Raw genomic sequence first — 21,084 nt, 5'->3', positions numbered from 1 at the left:
TCAGGGCTTCTGATAGGTGTGTGCGGCTGGGTTCGCTGGCTGGACTGGATGGAATGGTTCAATTTGCCAGACGGCTTCGGCCTGTTCGATTGGCCTGTCTGATTCGCCTGGTGGCTTGTCTGATATTCCCGGAATTCGTTCGTCATGCGTAATCGTTCGATCATGCGGCACTTGCGGTTGTGGCAGTGGCTGCTGCTGGTATTGGGTTTTCTTGTCTGGTACGTGCTCACGAGCCCGACCCTGCTGCCCGCGTTCTATTTCGACAGCCCCGACAAGGCGGCTTTCTTCTTCGGTGAGCCGCAGAAAGTGCTGCTCCAGATCTGGCAATGGTTCGCCAGCGGGGAGATCTATCTTCATCTCGGTGTCACGCTGCTCGAGACGGTGCTCGCGTTTGCGATCGGTACCGTATTCGGGTTGGCCGTGGGGTTGTGGCTGGCGCTGTCGCCAAGTGCGGGTGCGCTGCTCGATCCGTACATCAAGGCGGCCAACTCGATGCCTCGCGTGATTCTCGCCCCTATCTTCGGCGTGTGGTTCGGGCTTGGCATCTGGTCGAAAGTCGCGTTGGGGGTGACGCTGGTGTTCTTCATCGTGTTCTTCAACGTCTATCAGGGCGTGAAGGAAGTGAGCCCGGTCGTGCTGGCCAATGCGCGCATGCTGGGCGCAAATCAGCGTCAGTTGTTGCGTCGGGTGTATCTGCCGAGCGCCACCAGCTGGGTGTTCTCCAGTCTGCACAACTCGGTCGGTCTGGCGTTTGTCGGGGCGGTCGTCGGGGAGTACCTTGGCTCGGCGCGCGGCGTGGGGTATCTGATCCTGCAGGCGGAAGGAACGTTCGACATTAACGCGGTCATCGCGGGGGTGCTGATCCTGACGGCGTTCGCACTGGTGCTCGACGGGCTTGTCGGTGTGGTTGAGCGGCGTTTGCTGGTCTGGCAGCCGCAAGCCGGAGAGACCGAGAAGATGTAACTGCGGATCTGGTCGTTCGCCGGTGGCTGAATCACCGTATCAGCGCCGGCGGCCGAGACGGATCGGCAGTCAATATGTGGCAGAACGGTGGCAATTTTGTCGGCGCCGTGTGTCGTGGCGAAGACGCGACCGATGCCGCCACGGCGTCATATCCGAGCACCTTTCCTCGGTTACAATTGCCGCATGCGAATCCTGCTCAGCAACGACGATGGGTATCAGGCGCCAGGCCTGGCCGCGCTTTATGAAGCGCTGGCACCGCTTGGCGACATTACCGTGGTGGCGCCCGAACAGAACTGTAGTGGTGCGTCCAATTCTCTCACCCTGCAACGACCGCTTTCGGTGTTCAAGGCCGGTAACGGTTTCACGTTCATCAACGGCACGCCGACCGACTGTGTGCACGTTGCGCTGACCGGGTTGCTCGATGAACGGCCCGATATCGTTGTCTCCGGGATCAACAACGGTCAGAACATGGGCGAAGACACGCTGTACTCCGGTACCGTGGCGGCGGCCACCGAAGGTTTCCTCTTCGGTATTCCCTCGTTCGCGTTTTCGCAAGTGAACAAAGGCTGGGACCATCTTGAGAGTGCCGCGCGTGTGGCGCGCGAGATTGTCGAGCGCTATATGGAGCGCCCGCTGGGCGCCCCCTTCCTTTTGAATGTCAATATCCCCAATTTGCCGTACGACCGCCTGAAAGGCTCACTCGCCACGCGTCTTGGGAAACGACACCAATCGCAGCCGGTGATCCGTCAGGAAAATCCGCGCGGCGAAACGATTTACTGGATCGGCCCGGCCGGCGATGCTCGCGATAGCAGCGAAGGCACCGATTTCCACGCCGTGGCGCACGATTACGTCTCGGTCACCCCCTTGCAACTGGATCTCACGCATACCGCACGACTTGGCGTCGTGCACGATTGGCTGGCCAGCGCAGGGGTGGCCCAACGATGACGACACCGCCGAAGCGTTTTCCCCTTCCTCTGGCCGAAGTGATGGCCCGCCGGCAACGCAAGGCGCCGGTGCTCGACAAGGCGTCGCGCGCGAGCCCCGCGGGTGCACCGCCTGCCGCCATGACGCGCGGCGCGGCGCCCACGAGCCAGGGGAATGGAAAAACGCCGGCAAACGGGAGTCCTTCCGCCTCGCCGCATAACGGTTTGCGAGCAGCGTCCACCCCGATGGCAGGGGCCTCGGCCCGACCCGGCGGGGCGCACACGCCGCACGCGGTCGTGCCGAAAGGACTTGCAAGGCCGGCGTCTGCACCGCATGCTCAGCCAGCGCCGCATACCGCGAAAAGCACGCCTCGGCCTGCCGCCAAGGCGACGGGGGCGGGCGTTCCTCAAAAGGGCGGTGTGGCCGGGGCAAAAAGTACGGTGCGTAGTTCGACCTCCGTGAAGGTTTTGACTGGCGGCACAGCGCGTGCGAATACCCCGATGCTTGCCAATTCGCCCGATGGCATTGGGTTGACATCGGATCGGGTTCGCGCGCGAATGGCTGAACGCGTGGCGGCCTCGGGCGTCAAACACCCGGGCGTGCTGGCGGCGCTGGCGATGGTGCCGCGTCATGGGTTCGTCGATGCAGCGCTCGCGAATCAGGCTTATGAAGACGCCGCATTGCCGATCGGGCATGGGCAGACGATTTCGAAGCCATCGGTCGTCGGACGCATGATCGAGTTGCTGCTCGCCGGCGGGCGTCCGCTGGAGAAGGTGCTGGAAATCGGCACCGGGTGTGGCTATCAGGCGGCCGTGTTGTCATGCGTAGCGCGCGACGTCTATTCAATCGAGCGCGTGCGCCCGCTACATGAGCGGGCCAAAGCCAACCTGCGGCCGCTACGGGTGCCCAATATTCGCTTGCATTATGGCGACGGGCGCCTGGGGCTGCCCGCCGTCGCGCCTTTTGACGGCATAGTGATCGCGGCCGCCGGGCTGGAAATTCCGGATGCGCTGATCGATCAGCTCGCCGTTGGCGCACGTCTCGTCGCCCCCGTGGGCGGTGAGCAACAGATTTTGACCCTCATCGAGCGCGTCGGTGCGCGCCAGTGGCGCGAGACGCAGCTTGATAGGGTGTTATTCGTCCCCTTAAAATCGGGCATCATTTAAGCCCGTCGGGCCTATTCTGCGGAGGATTTGAGTGAATTTGCGAGCGGGTTTCCAACAACGCGTCGCCAGTGTCCTGTTGCTGAGCATGCTGGCAGCGTGCGCATCGCGACAAGTCGGGGCGCCGGTCGTTGACCGTACCGTAGGCGGTACGACGACCGACAGCAGTGTGCCGGGCGGTGCGCCCGTCATCGACAACACGCCGGTGCCGGCCGGGTTTTATCGCGTCAAGCCGGGCGATCGTCTCTATCGCATTGCGCTGGAGAATGGTCAGAACTATCGCGACATTGCTCGCTGGAACAACATCCAGAACCCGGACCAGATTGAAGTGGGTCAGGTACTGCGTGTGAAGCCGCCAGCAGGCGATACCGGGACCCCGCTGCCAGCGCCGATGGGCAGCACGCCGTCGTCCGCCAGCAACAATCCGGCATCGGTGCCGCCGGCCGTCGTGCCGCCGCCAACGAGCTCGTCCGCCTCGGCGGCGCCGTCGGCCGTGTCGAGTGGCGAGCTGCAGCTCTCATGGCCGGCGAAGGGGAGCGTCGTGGGTCGTTTCGACGATTCGAAGAACAAGGGCCTGAATATCGCCGGTAATCCTGGCGATCCCGTCTACGCGGCCGGCGCGGGTAAAGTGGTGTATTCGGGTGCCGGCCTGCGTGGCTATGGCAACCTCGTCATCATCAAACACGATGCCACCTTCTTGACGGCGTATGCGCACAACCGCACACTGTTGGTCAAGGAAGGCGACTCCGTCACGCGGGGTCAGAAAATTGCCGAAATGGGTAACTCGGATGCAGATCGTGTCATGCTGCACTTCGAGGTGCGCCGCGACGGCAAGCCTGTAGATCCGATGAAGTATTTGCCGCCTCAATAAACTAGGCAGGGTCGAATGCTCAAGAGAAAGCGTCGTACTTCGCAAGAGGAAGACCTCGCTGCCCCGGAGACCGATCAGGACGTTGACGATCGGCAATCCCGGCAGGATGAGGACGTGGACGACGCTTTCGACGAGCGCGAGGCGGAGGAGGAGGACGCCTCGTCGTCCGACGCCGCCGAAGAGGGCGGTACCCCAACGGCCACCGGCCGCAAGCGAAAGTCCGCCGACGGCGACGATTTCGGCACTGTGCTGCAGGCCGAGCTTACGGCCGATACCGTCCAGCACTATCTCAATCGCATCAGTGTCAAACCGCTGCTCACGCCCGCAGAGGAACTCGATTACTCTACGCGCGCGCAAGCAGGCGAATTTGCCGCGCGTCAGGTCATGATCGAGCGCAATCTGCGCCTCGTCGTGAGCATTGCGAAAGGCTATCTCAATCGTGGTGTGCCGTTGCTCGATCTGATCGAGGAGGGCAACCTCGGTCTGATGCATGCCATCGAGAAGTTCGATCCGGGGCGCGGTTTCCGCTTTTCCACGTATGCGACGTGGTGGATTCGTCAGAGCATCGAGCGCGCCATCATGAATCAGGCGCGCACGGTACGCCTGCCGGTGCACGTCATTCGAGAACTCAATCAGGTGCTTCGCGCGAAGCGTCACCTGGAAAAGAGTGCCGCGTATGTCGACGGTGGCGAACAACGTGATGCCCGCATCGAGGACATTGCCGATTTAACCGGCAAGACACCCGAAGAGATCACCGACATCCTCGCGCTCAACGAGCATGTGGCATCGCTCGACGCGCCGCTCGAAATCGATCCCGGCAGCAGTCTGCTCGACCTGCTCTCCGACGATCATAGTCAGGCGCCGGAGCAGGAGGTGCAGCATCGGGAACTGGAAGACCTCATGCGATTGTGGCTCTCGCGACTGTCCACCAAACATCGTTATGTCATCGAGCGCCGGTTCGGTCTCAATCGCGTGGAGCCCGCCACGCTTGAGGAGCTGGCCGACGAAATGGGATTGACCCGCGAGCGCGTGCGTCAGATCCAGCAAGAGGCGCTCGTCAAACTCAAGCGCTATTTCGCGTCGAATGGCGTGCGTAAGGACGCCGTGCTCTGATGGATGTCGGCGTCTGACGGCGCGTCTTGTGTTGAGCGCGCGTCGGCACTGCACCGATACCGTGTTGCGACGCCCGCCGATTCTTTTTTCAGATTTTCATCATGCCATCTCCCGTACTCGTCTTCGACATTGAAACGATTCCCGACGTTGACGGCTTGCGCAAGCTGGAACCCGCGTATGCCGGCCTCTCCGACGACGCCGTTGCCGAAGCGGCCTTCGCTGCCCGCCGCGAAAAGGTAGGGCACGATTTCCTGCCGTTGCACTTGCATCGCGTTGCCGCCATTTCCTGTGTATTTCGCGATCGCGACGGGTTTCGCGTGAAATCGCTCGGCACACTCGAAGACGGTGAGGGGCCGCTGGTTTCCGGTTTCTATCGCACCATCGAAAAGTACGCGCCGCAGATCGTGTCGTGGAACGGCGGCGGATTCGATTTGCCGGTATTGCATTACCGCGCGATGATTCACGGCATTGCGGCGCCCCGATATTGGGATATGGGCGAAGACGATCGCGAGTTCAAGTGGAATAACTACATCAGCCGCTATCACCAGCGCCATCTGGATTTGATGGATTTGCTGGCGATGTATCAGGCGCGCGCAAATGCACCGCTCGATGATCTCGCGAAGCTGTGCGGTTTTCCCGGCAAGCTGGGTATGGACGGCAGTAAGGTCTGGGAAGCCTATCGCGACGGCAAACTCGAAGAGATTCGCAATTACTGCGAAACGGATGTTGTGAATACGTACCTTGTCTATTGCCGTTATCAATTGATGCGAGGGGGATTGCGTCAGGCGGAATACGACCAGGAAATCGAGTTTGTGAGGCGCTCGCTCGAGCAGGAAGCGGCGCCGCACTGGAAAGAGTATCTCGCCGCCTGGGTGTGATTTTGCTCATTGGCGACGCATGAGGCGACGGTGCCCACACCCTCGCTGCATCGGTGGCGAGCGAATCGATTAAAATGCCGGGTTTGCTGTCGCATATGAGAATAAAGACGTGACCCGCTCCTCCCGAAACTCCTCGCGCAATCGGCCCAGCGCCGAGCCCGGCATCATCGATATCGAATCGCTCGACATGGAGGCGCGCGGCGTTGGCCGTACCGCACCCGAGGGCGAACCAGGGACTCCAGAGTACAAACCCGGCAAGGTGATTTTCGTCGAAGGCGCGCTGCCGGACGAACGCGTTACGTATCTCAGCTACCGACGCAAACCCAAATTCGAACAGGCCGAGGCTATCGACATCCTGCGTGCGAGCCCGATGCGCGCCAAGCCGCAATGTCCGCATTTCGGCAAATGCGGCGGGTGTTCGATGCAGCATCTCGAGCCGCGTGCGCAAATTGCGATCAAGCAGCGCGTGCTCGAAGACAATCTGGCCCGTCTTGGCAAGGTAAAAGCCGAGGCCATGCTTCGGCCGATTCAGGGGCCCGACTGGGGTTATCGATTCCGTGCGCGCCTGACGGTGCGTGACGTGCCGAAGAAGGGCGGCGTTCTCATCGGTTTCCACGAGCGCAAGAGCAGCTACGTCGCAGACATGGACTCATGCGAGGTGTTGCCGCGTCACGTGTCGGACATGCTGGTACCGCTGCGGCGCCTGGTCGAGTCGCTGTCGATTCGCGAGCGTCTGCCGCAAATCGAGTTGGCGATCGGCGCGGACGTGACCGCGCTGGTACTGCGTATCCTTGAACCGCTCACGCCGGCGGATGAAGACATCCTGCGCGCATTCGCTGACGCGAACGGCGTGCAATTCTGGTTGCAGACGAAAGGGCCGGACACCGCCGTGCCGTTCTATCCGCTTGAGCCGGAGTTGCACTACACGCTGCCCGAGTACCAGATTCGGATGCCGTTCAAGCCGACCGACTTCACGCAGGTCAATCATCAGATCAATCGCGTGCTCGTGCATCGCGCGTTGCGATTGCTCGCGCCGCAGCCGCATGAGCGCGTGCTCGATCTGTTCTGCGGTCTGGGCAATTTCACGTTACCGCTGGCGCGTCGCGCCGGAACGGTCGTGGGCATCGAAGGCAGCACGACGCTGACCGAACGCGCACTCGCCAACGCGCAGCGCAATGGCGTGGCGGAGCGCACCGAATTCGCTTGCCGGAATCTGTTCGATATCACGCCGGACGACATCCGTGCCCTGGGCGCCTTTGATCGTTACCTGATCGATCCGCCACGAGAAGGGGCGCTCGCCGTATCGAAGGCGCTGGCCGAACTCGCTCAGCAGGGGTATGAGGGCCTGCCCAAGCGCATCGTCTACGTGTCCTGCAGCCCCGCAACGCTGGCTCGGGATGCCGGATTGCTCGTGCACGAAGCGGGGTATCGCCTGACGCTTGCAGGAGTGGTGAACATGTTCCCGCACACTTCACACGTCGAGTCGATGGCCGTGTTCGAGCATGAGAGTATCGGTCAGCCGTGGGTGCCGCGCATGCGGGTGTCGGAGTCCGACGCCGATGCGGACCCGGCGGACGAAGGCGTTGAGGCCGTGGCTGGCGCCGTCGGGGGCGATGGCGTCATCCACGACGAGGCCTGATCGCTCGTTCGATGGGTGGCTTGCCCGGTAACTGCCCGATTCACGCGAGGAGGGGAGTCACTCGCAGGCCGCGCGGCTAGGCTGTCCGAGCCAATGCTGTCGCGCAAAGAAAAAGCCAGTCCCGAGGGACTGGCTTTTTTGCATCCAGGGCATCTGGGCGATGCGGGCGAGGCCCGCTTCGCCGTCTCTGCCGTTCGCCGCGTCAGTTGCGGTTGCCGCCCAGCACGCCAAGGATGGCGAGCAGGTTGGTGAAGATGTTGTACAGGTCGAGGTAAATCGCGAGCGTCGCCGTCACATAATTCGTCTCGCCGCCGTTCACGACACGCTGCACGTCGAACAGGATGTACGCCGAGAAGATGGCGATCGCGAGCACCGAGACCGTCAGCATCAGCGCCGGCAATTGCAGCCAGATATTGGCAACCGAGGCCAGCAGGATCACGAGCACGCCCATGAACAACCACTTGCCCAGACCGCTGAAGTCACGCTTGCTGACCGTAGCGACCGTTGCCATCACCCCGAAAATCACGGCAGTTCCGCCGAACGCCATCATGATGAGCGACGCGCCGTTGGAGAAACCCAGCACAAAGCTCAGCAGGCGCGTGAGCATCAGGCCCATGAAGAACGTGAAGCCCAGCAACAGCGCCACACCCACACCGCTATTCTTGAAGCGCTCGATGGCGAACATGAAGCCGAAGGCGATGGCGAGGAAAGCGATCACGCTGACCATCGGGCTGCCCGCGAACAGCGAGAAGCCATAATTGACGCCCAGCCAGGCGCCCGCAATCGTCGGCAGCATCGACAGTGCGAGCAGCCAGTACGTATTGCGCAGTACCTTGTTGCGCACTTGTACGGTCGTGACGCCTTGCGTCCCACCGTAGCCGAAACGTTGGAAATCCTGGTTCATATCTTGTGTTCTCCGTGGTCATTGTGCCCGCCGGCGGGGCCGGCAAGCGCCTCTTGACGCTTACGATGACCGGCCTTGTTGCCGGTAAATCCCCCGCAGCCGTAGGTCTGGCTTGTCGTCGAAGTCAAAGGATACCGAAAGACTCCCGGGGAGGCGTTCAGACGATTCTCGAAATTTCAGGGCAAATGCCCGAATTTCAATTCGCCGATACACCTTCCAACCTTCCCATTAGGGTAAGGTGCCGGATTCGCACCCTTACGTCAACTTCCCGAAAAGCCGGATCGTCCCGGCCGTCCTGCGTTTGAGCGGTACGCGCACTGTAGGTTCCATCCCCATCATAACAGCCTTCGTGCTACAATTACGGGTTCATGTTGGTTATATAACTGCTTAATTTTTTGGAGTTTTTCATGGCAGTCGAACGCACTTTGTCGATTATCAAGCCCGATGCCGTTGCCAAGAACGTGATCGGCCAGATTTACAGCCGTTTCGAAGGCGCAGGCCTGAAGATCGCCGCTGCCAAGCTGGTGCACCTCTCGCGTGCTGAAGCCGAGCAATTCTACGGCGTGCACAAGGAACGTCCGTTCTTCAAGGATCTGGTCGATTTCATGATCTCGGGTCCGGTCATGATTCAAGTGCTGGAAGGTGAAAACGCCATCGCGAAGAACCGCGAACTGATGGGCGCCACCGACCCGAAGAAGGCTGAAAAGGGCACGATCCGCGCCGATTTCGCCGACAGCATCGACGCGAATGCTGTTCACGGTTCGGACGCCGCCGAAACGGCTGCTGCCGAAGTGTCGTTCTTCTTCGCCGGCTTGAACGTCTACGCGCGTTAATACGCGTTTAGCCGCTCAATCGCAGGAAGATACCGAAGGGATGTTGACGGACCAGGGCCATGACCAACCTTACGAATCTGCTTGATTACGATCCGGACGGTCTGGCCGCCTATTGCGGCACGCTCGGCGAGAAGCCGTTCCGTGCGCGCCAGCTCCAGCGTTGGATCCACCAGATGGGTGCCGCCGATTTCGACGGCATGACCGATCTCGCCAAGTCGCTGCGCGAGAAGTTGCACACCCGTGCGATCATCGCCGCGCCGACGGCCATCACCGACCACGTGTCGACCGATGGCACGCGCAAATGGCTGCTTGACGTGGGTAACGGCAATGCCGTTGAGACCGTCTACATCCCCGAGGAGACGCGCGGCACGCTTTGCGTTTCATCGCAGGCAGGCTGCGCCGTCAACTGCCGGTTCTGTTCGACCGGCAAGCAGGGTTTCTCGCGCAATCTGTCGCTGGGTGAAATCATCGGCCAATTGTGGATGGCCGAATTCGCATTGCGCCGCGACCTCGGGCGCGAGGGCAAGAACGAGCGTGTCATCACCAATGTGGTGATGATGGGCATGGGCGAACCGCTGCTCAATTTCGAAAATGTCGTGGGCGCCATGCGCCTGATGCTCGACGATAACGCCTACGGGCTGTCTCGTCGCCGCGTCACGCTGTCGACCTCGGGTGTCGTGCCGATGATGGACCGCCTGGGGCAGGAGTTGCCTGTGGCGCTGGCCGTGTCGTTGCATGCGCCGAACGACGCCTTGCGCGATGTACTCGTGCCGCTCAACAAGAAATATCCGTTACGCGAGCTGATGGGCGCGTGCGAGCGTTACCTGGAAGTAGCGCCGCGCGATTTCATCACGTTCGAGTACTGCATGCTCGACGGTGTGAACGACACCGAGGCGCATGCGCGCGAGCTTGTCGCCCTGACGCGCGACGTGCCGTGCAAATTCAATCTGATTCCGTTCAACCCGTTTCCCGAGTCCGGCCTGCTGCGCTCGAAAGACCCGCAGATCAAGCGTTTTGCGCAAATTCTGCTCGACGCAGGGCTCGTGACGACCGTGCGCAAGACCCGCGGCGACGACATCGATGCCGCCTGCGGTCAGCTTGCCGGTGAGGTGCAGGATCGCACGCGACTTGCACAGCGCGGCAAATTCGGGAAAATCGCGGTCGAGGTGCGCACCGTATGAGGTTGCGCATGGGCGGGCGTGGACCGTGGCGAGGGCCGTCGGCCCCGCACGCGCCATGCCGCCCGTCGGATCAGTCTCGCACGACAGCATTCTTTGCGCGGGGCGCGTTTCGTGCCTTGCGCGATTCCGTCAGTTCCTCGCTGAACCGTTCGATGCGTTGCGCAGATTTTCACGTCGCGCGCACGAGAGGTGAGGTGGTGGAACTGTCGCCAGCATATCCTCAGCCGCTGCGGGCGGCTGCTTACGAACGGGGGCGTATCGATGGATAACCAGAATCAGGCGGATGCAGGCGGGCAAGCCGGGGCCGACAGCCAGGGATTGCCGCAGAGCGCGACCGCCGGATGGGCTGAGCTTGGGGCGCAGGTGGGTGCGCAACTGGCTGCATTGCGCGAGAAGCGCGGCATGTCGATCGAAGACGTGTCGGCGCGCCTGAAAGTCTCGGTGCAAAAGCTCAAACGTCTTGAAGCCGGCGAGTGGAATGCCTTGCCGGAAATGCCGTTTATTCAGGGCGTCGTGCGTAGCTACGCACGTATGCTCGGTGCCGATCCGGAACCGATGATCGAGCCGCTGCGCCGTTTTGGCCGCGCCGCTCCCATCGATATTCCGCAGCCCCAGACGGGGCAGCCGAGTATTCCGAAGAGCCCGGTGCGTTTTCGTTCGCCGGTTGCCGCCTCGCAAGCCAAATGGCCTTGGGCCCTGGCAGCGCTCGTGGTGATCGCCGGCGCCGCTTGGTATTTCGGCAATGCGCATAAGCCGGGTCGTGGTTCGACCGAGCCGGCAGAGCTGGCCAGCGCGACGTCGGCCCAGGGGGCGGCGGACGCTGCCGAGCCGGCGAGTCAGCCGGTGGTGGCCGATGCCAATGGAACGCCCCCGGGTGCAGACGGCACCAATGCGGCGAACAACGGAAATACGGAAGGTACGGTCAATAGCGCGTCGGCCAGTGCAGCGACCGCAGGCGCAGGCCTGATCGCTGCGACCGATCCGACGCATGTGGTCGCAGGATTGGCGGGCGCCAGCGCCGCAGCGGCACCGGTCGTCGCGACCGCGGTGACGCCGGTCGATGCCAAGGCGTCCAGCGCGGGCGTGCCGGGCAATGGCAAGATTGCGTTGCACCTGAAGGCGGATAGCTGGGTGGAAGTGCGTTCGAAGGACGGCAAGGTGCTGTTCTCCCAGTTGATGCGCGCAGGTGCCGAACAGGAAATTACGGGCGACGCGCCGCTCAAGATCGTTGTGGGTAACGTCGCGGGCGTCGAGTCGCTGGAATTCAACGGTCAACCGGTCGAGATCAAGTCCCGCAACGCGGGCAACGTGGCGCGTCTGACGCTCCAGTAAGACCGAAAGAGGGTAATCATGGCTTCTGTAGAATGCATGCCGATCATCGGCGGTCCGGCACCTCGTCGTCAGTCGCGCAAGGTCGCGATTCGCTGGGGCGGGCAACTCGTGACAGTCGGTGGCGACTCGCCGATTCGCGTGCAATCGATGACCAATACCGATACGGAAGATGTCATCGGTACGGCCATTCAGGTCAAGGAACTGGCGCAAGCCGGCTCCGAGCTGGTTCGCATCACCGTGAATACGCCGGAAGCGGCCGCTGCTGTACCGGCCATTCGCGAGCAACTCGATCGCATGGGGGTGATGGTGCCGCTCGTCGGCGACTTTCACTACAACGGTCACAAGCTGCTTGCTGACTATCCGGCGTGTGCCGAAACGCTGTCGAAATACCGTATCAATCCGGGGAACGTCGGGCAGGGCGCCAAGCGCGACACGCAGTTCGCGCAAATGATCGAAATGGCGGCCAAGTACGACAAGCCGGTGCGCATCGGTGTGAACTGGGGCAGCCTGGACCAGTCGCTGCTCGCGCGCATCATGGACGAGAATGCGGCCCGTGCGACGCCTTGGGACGCGCAAAGCGTGATGTACGAAGCGCTCATCACGTCGGCGCTGGAATCGGCTGAGCTGGCGCAGCGCGTGGGCCTTCCTGCCGACAAGATTCTGCTCTCCTGCAAGGTGAGCGCGGTGCAGGACCTGATCGCCGTATATCGCGAGTTGGCCAAGCGTTGCGATTACGCGTTGCATCTCGGGCTGACCGAAGCCGGTATGGGATCGAAGGGCATCGTGGCGTCGACGGCCGCACTGTCGGTGCTGCTACAGGAAGGTATTGGCGACACGATCCGTATTTCGCTGACGCCCGAGCCGGGCGGCGCGCGTACGGGCGAGGTCGTGGTGGCGCAGGAAATTCTGCAGACGATGGGCCTGCGCGCATTTGCGCCGATGGTCATTGCCTGTCCGGGGTGCGGCCGCACGACGAGTACCGTGTTCCAGGAATTGGCGTCGAGCATTCAGACATATCTGCGTGAACAAATGCCGGTCTGGAAGGCTCAATATCCGGGCGTCGAGAACATGAACGTCGCAGTCATGGGTTGCATCGTGAACGGCCCGGGAGAATCGAAACACGCGAACATCGGCATCAGCTTGCCGGGTTCGGGCGAATCGCCGGCAGCGCCGGTTTTCGTCGATGGAGAAAAGGTGCGCACGCTGCGCGGCGATCATATCGCCGAAGAGTTCCAGCAGATCGTCGACGAGTACGTGAAGACCCGTTACGGTCAGGCCGAAGGGGCAGTCGCCGCGTAAGCAGGCAGGACACACAAGAGAATATGACTGACGCAAAGAAGAAGCGCCCCGCCAAACTGGCCGGGGTCAAAGGCATGAACGACATTCTTCCGCAGGACGAAGCCCTGTGGGAGTTCTTTGAAGAATCGGTGCGCGCCATGTTGCGTGCGTACGGCTATCAGCAGATTCGTACCCCGATTCTCGAGCACACGCAGTTGTTCACGCGCGGTATTGGCGAAGTGACCGATATCGTCGAGAAGGAGATGTACAGCTTCACCGATTCGCTGAATGGCGAGCAGTTGACGATGCGCCCCGAGGGGACGGCGGCTGCCGTTCGCGCGACGCTCGAGCACAACCTGCTGTACAGCGGCCCGAAGCGTCTGTGGTACTTCGGCCCGATGTTCCGTCACGAGAAGCCGCAGCGTGGTCGCTATCGCCAGTTCCATCAGGTGGGCGTCGAAGCGCTGGGCCTCGCCGGTCCCGATGCGGACGTCGAAATCATTCTGATGTGCCAACGGCTGTGGGACGATCTCGGACTGACGGGCATTCATCTCCAACTCAATTCGCTGGGGCAGGGTGAAGAGCGCGCACGTCATCGCGCCGATCTGATCGCCTACCTCGAGAAGCACGTCGACCTGCTCGATGAAGACGGCAAGCGTCGTCTTTACACGAACCCGCTGCGCGTGCTCGATACGAAGAACCCGGCGATGCAGGAGATGGTCGAAGGGGCGCCGAAGCTCATCGACTACCTCGGTGAGGATTCGATCAAGCACTTCGAAGGCGTGCAGTCGTTGCTCAAGGCGAACAACATCCCGTTCACGATCAATCCGCGTCTGGTGCGCGGGCTGGATTACTACAATCTGACCGTGTTCGAATGGGTGACCGACAAGCTGGGCGCACAGGGCACGGTGGCTGGCGGCGGTCGCTACGATCCGCTCGTCGAGCAACTGGGTGGCGATGCTACGCCAGCCTGCGGCTGGGCCATGGGCGTCGAGCGCATTCTTGAATTGCTGCGCGAAGATGACCTCGTGCCGCAGGCCGAAGGCGCCGACGTCTATGTCGTGCATCAGGGCGAAGCGGCCGTCGCGCCCGCGCTGATCGCAGCGGAACGCATGCGTGACGCCGGGTTGAACGTCGTCTTCCATTGCAGCCCGGATGGCAAAGGCAGCAGCTTCAAGTCCCAAATGAAGCGTGCGGACGCGAGCGGCGCGAACTTCGCGGTGATCATTGGCGAGAACGAGGTCGCCTCGGGCACTGCCGTGGTCAAGCATCTGCGGGCTGCCGATCAGGCGAACAACCAGACGAGCGTGGTGTTCGAGGGTCTCGCCGAGTACCTGATCGACGCGATCGTGGCGAGTGCGGACGAAAGCGTGAACGAAAGCCTGGCCGATGTCGGCGCGGGTAACGAAACCCTTCATTAATCGAAGACGCCAGACACGGAGAGCACCGGCGAATGAGCAGCTATCACGAGGAACAGGAACAGATCGAGAACGTAAAGGCCTGGTGGAAGCAGTACGGCAATTACGTTATCTGGACGCTGGTCGTCATCATGCTGGCCTATGGTGGCTGGAATCTTTGGCGCTATTACGACCGTAAGCAGACGGTCGAAGCGGGCGTCCTGTACGGCGAGCTGGAAAATGCCATCGACGCGAAGGATAAGGCGAAGGTCGCCCGTATCGCATCGGACATGGAAAGCAAGTTCAGCGGCACGCCCTACGCGCAGATGACGGCGCTGCTCGCGGCCAAGTCGCTGGCAGATGCGGGCGATGCGGCGGGTTCGAAGGCGCAACTCCAGTGGGCGGTGTCGAACGCGAAGGACGACGAGTACAAGCAACTGGCCAAGCTGCGTCTGGCAGGTGTGTTGCTTGACGAGAAGGCATACGACGAAGCACTCAAGCTGCTCGACAATCCGCCTGCGTCGTATGCGGGCGTGTTCGCCGATCGCCGTGGCGACGTGCTGGTGGCGCAGAGCAAGGTCGCCGATGCGCGTGCCGCATACAAGCTGGCACTCGACAAGCTCGACAAGCAGGATTCGGGCATGCGCCAGTTTGTTCAGTTCAAGCTTGACGCGCTCGGGGCCTGACGCGCGTCGGCATTCCGTTGGCAAGTATTACCCTCTCATAACGCATAACCGGGTACATGATGATCCTTAACGACTTCCGTCGATCGATGCCGCAAACGATGGCCACGTCACAGTCCGAGCAGGCAGCGTCGACGCGCCGTGGCATTTTCAAGCGCGCGGGCACTGCCGTGCTGACGCTGGCGGTGCTGGGTACGCTGGGTGGTTGCGGACTCTTCGGCAGCAAGCCGGCGCACGAGCCGACGCCGCTCACGGAGATCAAGCAGGCGTTGACCGTCAAGCAGATCTGGACGGCAAGCGTTGGCAAGGCTGGTGCTTATAGCTTCGCACCGGTCGCGGTCGGGAACGCCGTGTTCGCGGCAGGCGCGAACGGCAGCATCGTGCGCGTGGATGCGGATACGGGAGCATCGACGTGGTCGGCCAAGGCGGACACGAACATTACTGCTGGCCCGGGTAGCGATGGCGAGACGACCGTCGTTGCCACGCACAAGGGCGACGTGATTGCGTTCGATCACGATGGCAAGCCGTCCTGGACGGCCAACGCCGGTAGCGAAGTGCTCACGGCGCCGCTGGTCGGCCGGGGCATCGTTGTCGTGCGCGCGATCAACAACCGTGTGACGGCGTTCGATTCGGGCACGGGCTCGGTGCGTTGGTCGTATTCGCAACCGTCGTCGACGCTTACGCTGCGTACCGGCACGGGGATGACTTTCGTCGGCGACCGTGCGGTCGTCACGGGCTTCCCGGGCGGCAAGCTCGTGGCGCTCGACGCCAATACCGGCAATCCGCTGTGGATCACGCCGCTGTCGTTCCCGAAAGGCGTGACGGAAGTGGAGCGTGTGAACGACGTGACCGGTTCGCCGGTCGTGTTCGGTCGTCAGGTGTGCGGTGCGACGTTCCAGGGCCGCGTGGGCTGTGCCGATATTCAGACCGGCAATGGCCTGTGGGCCCGCGATTTCTCGTCGCCCAACGGTGTGACGCAGGATGAACGTGTGGTCGCGGCGGTGAACACCGATGGCGCTGTGTACGCATTCAGCGCGTCCGATGGCAGTACACTGTGGCAAAACGACAAGCTCAAATACCGCGACCTGTCGGCGCCGTTGGCGCTCGGCCGTGTGGTGGTAGTGGGCGACAAGCAGGGCTATCTGCATTTCCTGTCGCGTGAGAACGGCGAGTTTCTGGCTCGCGTCAAGCTGAGCGGTGCGATCAGTGCGCAACCGATCCTTGCCGGTCAGACACTGGTCGTGCAAACGCGCGACGGCAACATCTACGGCTTCCGTCCGGAGTAACCGGTTACCGGCAGCACCCGGGCATTTTCCGGGAACGGCCGGCAGCGCGCCGGCCGTCTTCGTTTTTAGGGCTTATTCATGAAACCCGTGATCGCGCTCGTAGGGCGCCCCAACGTCGGTAAATCGACGCTATTCAACCGTTTGACCCGCTCGCGCGACGCGCTCGTCGCCGACATGCCCGGGCTCACGCGCGACCGTCACTATGGCGAGGGGCGCGTTGGCGAGCATCCGTACCTGTTGATCGACACCGGCGGCTTCGAACCTGTGGCCAAGGAAGGCATCTTCCACGAAATGGCCAAGCAGACGCGTCAGGCCGTGGTCGAGGCCGACGTGGTGATCTACATCGTGGACGGGCGTCAGGGTCTTACGCCTCACGACCAGATCATTGCCGACTATCTGCGCAAGACGGGGCGCAAGATCATGCTCGTGGTCAATAAGGCCGAGGGCATGAAGTATTCGTCGGTCGCGAACGAGTTCTACGAACTCGGTCTGGGCGACCCGCTCGCGATCTCGGCTGCGCACGGCGACGGCGTGAAGGAAGTCATCGACGAAGCCATCGCACCGTTCTACGCGAATGAAGACGAGAACGACGAGGACAAGCAGAACGACGGGCGGGTCAAGATCGCGATCGTTGGCCGTCCGAACGTCGGTAAGTCGACGTTGGTCAACACGCTTCTCGGTGAAGAGCGCGTGATCGCGTTCGACATGCCGGGCACCACGCGCGACTCGATTCATATCGAGTTTGAACGTCAGGGGCGTAATTACACGCTGATCGATACGGCCGGTCTGCGCCGTCGCGGCAAGGTGTTCGAGGCCGTCGAGAAGTTTTCGGTGGTGAAAACACTGCAATCGATCGCTGACGCGAACGTCGTGATCCTCATGCTCGACGCCCGTCAGGACATCTCGGATCAGGACGCGCATATCGCCGGCTTCATCGTCGAATCGGGACGCGCGCTGGTCGTTGGCGTGAACAAGTGGGATGGGCTGGACGAGTACACCCGTGATCAGACGAAGCAGGAATTGGAGCGAAAGCTCAAGTTCCTCTCTTTTGCGAACTTTCACTTCGTTTCGGCGGCAAAGGCCACGGGCATTGGCCCCTTGATGCGTTCGGTGGATGAGGCGTATGCGGCAGCGATGAGCAAGCTCCCGACGCCGAAGCTCACGAAGGCGCTCATCGAAGCGGTGGAGCACCAGCAACCGCGACGTTCCGGGTTCTCCCGTCCGAAGCTGCGCTACGCACACCAAGGGGGCTCGAATCCGCCGATCATCGTCATCCACGGGAATAGTCTCGATGGCGTGACGGATACGTATCGCCGCTACCTTGAGAACCGTTTCCGCGAAACTTTTAAGTTGAAGGGCACTCCATTACGCATAGAGTTCCGCAACAGCGCGAACCCTTACGCCAAGGGCGAGTGAAAGCCAGTCCGGGGCGGGGTTTTGCTGGCGACGCTAGCAAAATCAGCTATAGTGTGGAAGTCAGGGTGGGAAGCGCGCACATGCCCTGGCTTACGGTCATTTGCTAAAAATACAATGGAGTAACTTATGAGCAACAAAGGGCAACTTTTACAAGACCCGTTTCTGAACGCCTTGCGTAAGGAGCATGTTCCCGTCTCGATCTATCTGGTCAACGGTATCAAGCTGCAGGGAAACATCGAGTCGTTTGACCAGTATGTCGTCCTGCTGCGCAACACGGTTACCCAAATGGTCTATAAGCACGCCATTTCGACGGTCGTACCTGCGCGTCCGGTGAATTTCCATCCGGAAGCCGAGCAGTCCTGATTCAGGCTCGCCCGACCGGGAGTCTCTCCGGCCGGGCGAATTTCTCTTCCCCATCGCCCGCACTTGTCCAACAGCCCCAATACCCATCCCCAGCGTAGCTTGACCATCAACGCCGCGCTCGTCGGCATCGATTTCGGTAAGCTCGATTTCGAAGCCAGCCTCCAGGAACTCGACCTTCTGACGCAATCCGCAGGCGCCAAGCCTGTCGTGACCATTTCCGGTCGCCGTCACAGCCCTGATGCAAAGCTCTTTATCGGCAGCGGCAAAGCCGAGGAATTGCGTCTCGCCATTGAAGCGTACGACGTCGAACTGGTGATTTTCAATCACGCGCTGACGCCCGGTCAGCAGCGTAACCTCGAACATCTGCTGCAGCGTCGCGTCGTCGATCGCACCAGCCTGATCCTCGATATCTTTGCCCAACGTGCGAAGAGTCATGAGGGCAAGCTGCAGGTCGAACTCGCGCAGTTGCGGTACGTGTCCACGCGCCTGGTGCGTGCCTGGACTCACCTGGAACGTCAGAAGGGCGGCATCGGCTTGCGCGGACCGGGTGAGACGCAGTTGGAAACCGACCGCCGTCTGCTGGGCGATCGCGTGAAGTCGCTCGAGGGGCGCCTAGAGAAGCTCCGGCGTCAGCATGACACACAGCGTCGCGCGCGCCAGCGCAGCGGCACGGTGTCGATCTCGCTGGTGGGCTATACGAACGCGGGCAAATCCACGCTGTTCAACGCGATGACGAAGGCCAACGCCTACGCCGCGGATCAGTTGTTTGCCACGCTCGATACCACCTCCCGTCGCGTTTATCTTGGCGATGTCGGGAACATCGTGCTGTCTGATACTGTCGGATTCATCCGCGAGCTGCCGCACCAGTTGGTTGCGGCATTCCGGGCAACGCTTGAGGAGACGGTACACGCCGACATGCTGCTGCATGTGGTGGATGCCTCGAGTCAGGTGCGTCAGGAGCAGATGGCCGAGGTCAACGCGGTTTTGGCGGAGATCGATGCGGCCGATATCCCGCAGATTCTCGTCTGGAACAAGATCGACGCGGTGCCGGAACTGGCCGCTCAAGGGCCGAGAATCGAACGGGATGAAGCCGGGCGCATTACGCGCGTCTTTTTGAGCGCGCGTACCGGCCAGGGCCTCGACCTGCTGCGTGAGGCCATTAGCGAGGCGGTTGTGTCCGGCACTGCTGGGTTACAATCGCAGATCGAAGCGCCCGATGTCCGGCTCATCGACCGTTTGGGCGATGTGCCGCGCGCAGAAGACAGATAACACGAGACGTCACGCCGCGAAGGGTGGCTGCCACGGGGAATACCGGCAGCATAGCTCAACGCGTGTGACGAACTGGCAAGAGACCAGACGGAGGCCGGACAAGGCCGCCGATCGGCACACCAGAGATTCGGGAACCACGCGCGATCCGGCAGCATGCGCGCTCCGAAGTGAGGCGCGCCGGTCGCAACGCCAAGACCGCTTCAGTCACCACGCTTCTACCTATGCTTCCAAGAGCTTTGATGCGACGAGTTGGCTTGATTTTCTCCCTGAACGACCCGCGCTGGGGGCGGGACGGCGGCGGCGATACGCCGTCCGGCAATCAGGAACCGAACCGCCCCGATCGCGCGAACACTCCGAATCCGCAAGATCAGAAGGAGCCCCCGCGCGGACCGCAAGGTCCCCAGCAGGATGGCCCGCCCGATCTCGACGAACTGTGGCGCGATTTCAATCGGCGTCTTAACCGTATCTTCGGCCGCAAGGGCGGCGGAGGCGGCAATAACGGCGGCTCGAGCAATTTCTCCGGTGGCTCGCGTGGATCGAGCATCGGCGTGGGCGTCGTCATTGCACTTGCCTTCCTGATCTGGCTGGCCACGGGCGTCTTCATTGTCCAGGAAGGTCAGGTCGGCGTCGTCACGCAATTCGGCAAATACAAGTACACGACGACTTCGGGGATTCAATGGCGTCTGCCGTACCCGTTCCAGTCCGTTGAGATCGTCAATATGTCGCAGATCCGTTCGGTCGAAATCGGCCGTTCGAACACGATTCGCGATACCGATCTGAAGGACTCGTCGATGCTCACGGGCGATGAGAACATCATCGACGTGCGCTTTGCCGTGCAGTACCGAATCAAGGATGCGACGGAGTTCCTGTTCAATAACGTGGATGCCGAATCGTCGGTGAATCTGGCTGCGCAAACGGCCGTTCGTGAAATCGTCGGCAAGAGCAAGATGGACTTTGTGCTCTACGCCGGCCGCGAGGAAATCGCCAACGAACTGGTCACCTCGATCCAGCGCATTCTCGACGACTACAAGACCGGCATTCTGGTCACGAGCGTGACGATGCAAAGCGTGCAGCCGCCTGAGCAGGTGCAGGCCGCGTTCGATGACGCCGTGAAGGCGGGGCAAGATTTGGAGCGCGCAAAGAATGAAGCGCAGGCCTACGCCAATAACGTGATTCCGCGTGCCAAGGGGACGGCGTCGCGTCTGGCGGAAGAGGCGGCGGGTTACAAGGCGCGTGTCGTGTCGCAAGCGCAGGGCGATGCCGATCGCTTCAAGTCGGTGCAGGAAGCCTATGCCAAGGCGCCGGGCATCATTCGCGAGCGGATGTATCTCGACACGATGCAGCAGATCTACTCGCGTACCACGAAGATCATGGTGGATTCGAAGAACAACAGTCTGTTGTACTTGCCGTTGGACAAGATCATGGAGCGTACGCGCAGTAGCGACGCGTCGCCACCCGCGCCGGCCTCCGGTGTTGCCGGGAATGCGGCCACAGGATCGTCTGCTGCTGACGACAGCACGGACGCCGACCATGATCGATCGCGCGCGGCATTGCGCAACCGCGACCGCGATTCACGCTAAGGGGATAAGCG

At 61.7% G+C, this 21,084-nt stretch carries 17 protein-coding genes and 2 pseudogenes; 18 read left to right on the top strand and 1 reads right to left on the bottom strand.

Features of this window, described 5'->3' with window-relative positions; genetic code table 11:
- Window positions 1-144: 144 nt before the first annotated feature.
- The 7 genes and pseudogenes from PI93_RS17830 to rlmD form a co-directional block, all read left to right on the top strand.
- Entirely contained in the window at window positions 145-963 is an 819-nt protein-coding gene (locus PI93_RS17830) for an ABC transporter permease (RefSeq protein ID WP_039374673.1), read from the top strand.
- Window positions 964-1,146: 183 nt separating this feature from the next.
- Window positions 1,147-1,908, top strand: coding sequence for a 5'/3'-nucleotidase SurE (gene surE / locus PI93_RS17825; RefSeq protein ID WP_039374674.1), 762 nt, complete (start codon window positions 1,147-1,149; stop codon window positions 1,906-1,908).
- Between the two features lie 119 nt (window positions 1,909-2,027).
- Window positions 2,028-3,053: a protein-L-isoaspartate(D-aspartate) O-methyltransferase gene (locus PI93_RS25115; RefSeq protein WP_407945370.1), complete on the top strand. Its 1,026-nt coding sequence runs from the start codon at window positions 2,028-2,030 to the stop codon at window positions 3,051-3,053.
- An 85-nt stretch (window positions 3,054-3,138) separates the two neighbouring features.
- Window positions 3,139-3,921: a peptidoglycan DD-metalloendopeptidase family protein gene (locus PI93_RS17815; protein WP_224785873.1), complete on the top strand. Its 783-nt coding sequence runs from the start codon at window positions 3,139-3,141 to the stop codon at window positions 3,919-3,921.
- A 105-nt stretch (window positions 3,922-4,026) separates the two neighbouring features.
- Window positions 4,027-5,034 (top strand): annotated as a pseudogene (rpoS, locus tag PI93_RS17810) (RNA polymerase sigma factor RpoS); the annotation flags it as partial.
- Window positions 5,035-5,135: 101 nt separating this feature from the next.
- Window positions 5,136-5,912, top strand: coding sequence for a 3'-5' exonuclease (locus tag PI93_RS17805; RefSeq protein WP_039374678.1), 777 nt, complete (start codon window positions 5,136-5,138; stop codon window positions 5,910-5,912).
- A gap of 187 nt (window positions 5,913-6,099) precedes the next feature.
- Window positions 6,100-7,419: pseudogene (gene rlmD, locus PI93_RS17800) on the top strand (23S rRNA (uracil(1939)-C(5))-methyltransferase RlmD); the annotation flags it as partial.
- Window positions 7,420-7,753: 334 nt separating this feature from the next.
- Here the strand turns inward: rlmD and PI93_RS17795 are convergent.
- Window positions 7,754-8,455 carry a Bax inhibitor-1/YccA family protein gene (locus tag PI93_RS17795; RefSeq protein WP_039374680.1) on the bottom strand — a complete coding sequence of 234 codons (702 nt, stop codon included), beginning with the start codon at window positions 8,453-8,455 and terminating at the stop codon, window positions 7,754-7,756.
- Between the two features lie 407 nt (window positions 8,456-8,862).
- Here PI93_RS17795 and ndk point away from each other — a divergent pair, with 407 nt between their 5' ends.
- From ndk to hflK, 11 genes are all read left to right on the top strand, one after another.
- On the top strand, window positions 8,863-9,288 hold the full coding sequence (ndk, locus tag PI93_RS17790; protein ID WP_039374681.1) for a nucleoside-diphosphate kinase: 426 nt from the start codon (window positions 8,863-8,865) through the stop codon (window positions 9,286-9,288).
- Between the two features lie 59 nt (window positions 9,289-9,347).
- On the top strand, window positions 9,348-10,469 hold the full coding sequence (gene rlmN / locus PI93_RS17785) for a 23S rRNA (adenine(2503)-C(2))-methyltransferase RlmN (RefSeq protein WP_039374683.1): 1,122 nt from the start codon (window positions 9,348-9,350) through the stop codon (window positions 10,467-10,469).
- Window positions 10,470-10,730: 261 nt separating this feature from the next.
- Window positions 10,731-11,801: a helix-turn-helix domain-containing protein gene (locus tag PI93_RS17780; protein ID WP_052241038.1), complete on the top strand. Its 1,071-nt coding sequence runs from the start codon at window positions 10,731-10,733 to the stop codon at window positions 11,799-11,801.
- Window positions 11,802-11,819: 18 nt separating this feature from the next.
- Window positions 11,820-13,100, top strand: coding sequence for a flavodoxin-dependent (E)-4-hydroxy-3-methylbut-2-enyl-diphosphate synthase (ispG, locus tag PI93_RS17775; protein WP_039374685.1), 1,281 nt, complete (start codon window positions 11,820-11,822; stop codon window positions 13,098-13,100).
- A gap of 23 nt (window positions 13,101-13,123) precedes the next feature.
- Window positions 13,124-14,500 carry a histidine--tRNA ligase gene (gene hisS / locus PI93_RS17770; protein WP_039374686.1) on the top strand — a complete coding sequence of 459 codons (1,377 nt, stop codon included), beginning with the start codon at window positions 13,124-13,126 and terminating at the stop codon, window positions 14,498-14,500.
- 32 nt (window positions 14,501-14,532) lie between these two features.
- Window positions 14,533-15,162 (top strand): YfgM family protein, encoded by a 630-nt coding sequence (locus tag PI93_RS17765; RefSeq protein WP_039374688.1) that lies wholly within the window; start codon window positions 14,533-14,535, stop codon window positions 15,160-15,162.
- A gap of 98 nt (window positions 15,163-15,260) precedes the next feature.
- Window positions 15,261-16,445, top strand: a complete 1,185-nt coding sequence (gene bamB / locus PI93_RS17760; RefSeq protein ID WP_052241043.1) for an outer membrane protein assembly factor BamB — start codon at window positions 15,261-15,263, stop codon at window positions 16,443-16,445.
- Window positions 16,446-16,523: 78 nt separating this feature from the next.
- Complete coding sequence (gene der / locus PI93_RS17755) at window positions 16,524-17,861, top strand: ribosome biogenesis GTPase Der (protein ID WP_039374689.1); 1,338 nt, start codon at window positions 16,524-16,526, stop codon at window positions 17,859-17,861.
- A gap of 126 nt (window positions 17,862-17,987) precedes the next feature.
- Complete coding sequence (gene hfq / locus PI93_RS17750; RefSeq protein WP_010807283.1) at window positions 17,988-18,224, top strand: RNA chaperone Hfq; 237 nt, start codon at window positions 17,988-17,990, stop codon at window positions 18,222-18,224.
- Between the two features lie 99 nt (window positions 18,225-18,323).
- Entirely contained in the window at window positions 18,324-19,493 is a 1,170-nt protein-coding gene (gene hflX, locus PI93_RS17745; protein WP_039374692.1) for a GTPase HflX, read from the top strand.
- A gap of 221 nt (window positions 19,494-19,714) precedes the next feature.
- Entirely contained in the window at window positions 19,715-21,073 is a 1,359-nt protein-coding gene (gene hflK, locus PI93_RS17740) for an FtsH protease activity modulator HflK (protein ID WP_039374693.1), read from the top strand.
- Window positions 21,074-21,084 lie beyond the last annotated feature (11 nt).

Origin of the sequence: Pandoraea fibrosis (assembly GCF_000807775.2) — a bacterium.
Classification (GTDB): Bacteria; Pseudomonadota; Gammaproteobacteria; order Burkholderiales; family Burkholderiaceae; genus Pandoraea; species Pandoraea fibrosis.
Note: the sequence above shows the minus strand (reverse complement) of the source record. Positions and strands in the feature narration are given on the sequence as shown.

Coding starts and splice junctions, on each gene's coding strand:
- PI93_RS17830 (WP_039374673.1), top strand. CDS start 145: ATGCGTAATCGTTCGATCATGCGGCACTTGCGGTTGTGGCAGTGGCTG.
- surE (WP_039374674.1), top strand. CDS start 1,147: ATGCGAATCCTGCTCAGCAACGACGATGGGTATCAGGCGCCAGGCCTG.
- PI93_RS25115 (WP_407945370.1), top strand. CDS start 2,028: ATGACGCGCGGCGCGGCGCCCACGAGCCAGGGGAATGGAAAAACGCCG.
- PI93_RS17815 (WP_224785873.1), top strand. CDS start 3,139: ATGCTGGCAGCGTGCGCATCGCGACAAGTCGGGGCGCCGGTCGTTGAC.
- PI93_RS17805 (WP_039374678.1), top strand. CDS start 5,136: ATGCCATCTCCCGTACTCGTCTTCGACATTGAAACGATTCCCGACGTT.
- PI93_RS17795 (WP_039374680.1), bottom strand. CDS start 8,455: ATGAACCAGGATTTCCAACGTTTCGGCTACGGTGGGACGCAAGGCGTC.
- ndk (WP_039374681.1), top strand. CDS start 8,863: ATGGCAGTCGAACGCACTTTGTCGATTATCAAGCCCGATGCCGTTGCC.
- rlmN (WP_039374683.1), top strand. CDS start 9,348: ATGACCAACCTTACGAATCTGCTTGATTACGATCCGGACGGTCTGGCC.
- PI93_RS17780 (WP_052241038.1), top strand. CDS start 10,731: ATGGATAACCAGAATCAGGCGGATGCAGGCGGGCAAGCCGGGGCCGAC.
- ispG (WP_039374685.1), top strand. CDS start 11,820: ATGGCTTCTGTAGAATGCATGCCGATCATCGGCGGTCCGGCACCTCGT.
- hisS (WP_039374686.1), top strand. CDS start 13,124: ATGACTGACGCAAAGAAGAAGCGCCCCGCCAAACTGGCCGGGGTCAAA.
- PI93_RS17765 (WP_039374688.1), top strand. CDS start 14,533: ATGAGCAGCTATCACGAGGAACAGGAACAGATCGAGAACGTAAAGGCC.
- bamB (WP_052241043.1), top strand. CDS start 15,261: ATGGCCACGTCACAGTCCGAGCAGGCAGCGTCGACGCGCCGTGGCATT.
- der (WP_039374689.1), top strand. CDS start 16,524: ATGAAACCCGTGATCGCGCTCGTAGGGCGCCCCAACGTCGGTAAATCG.
- hfq (WP_010807283.1), top strand. CDS start 17,988: ATGAGCAACAAAGGGCAACTTTTACAAGACCCGTTTCTGAACGCCTTG.
- hflK (WP_039374693.1), top strand. CDS start 19,715: ATGCTTCCAAGAGCTTTGATGCGACGAGTTGGCTTGATTTTCTCCCTG.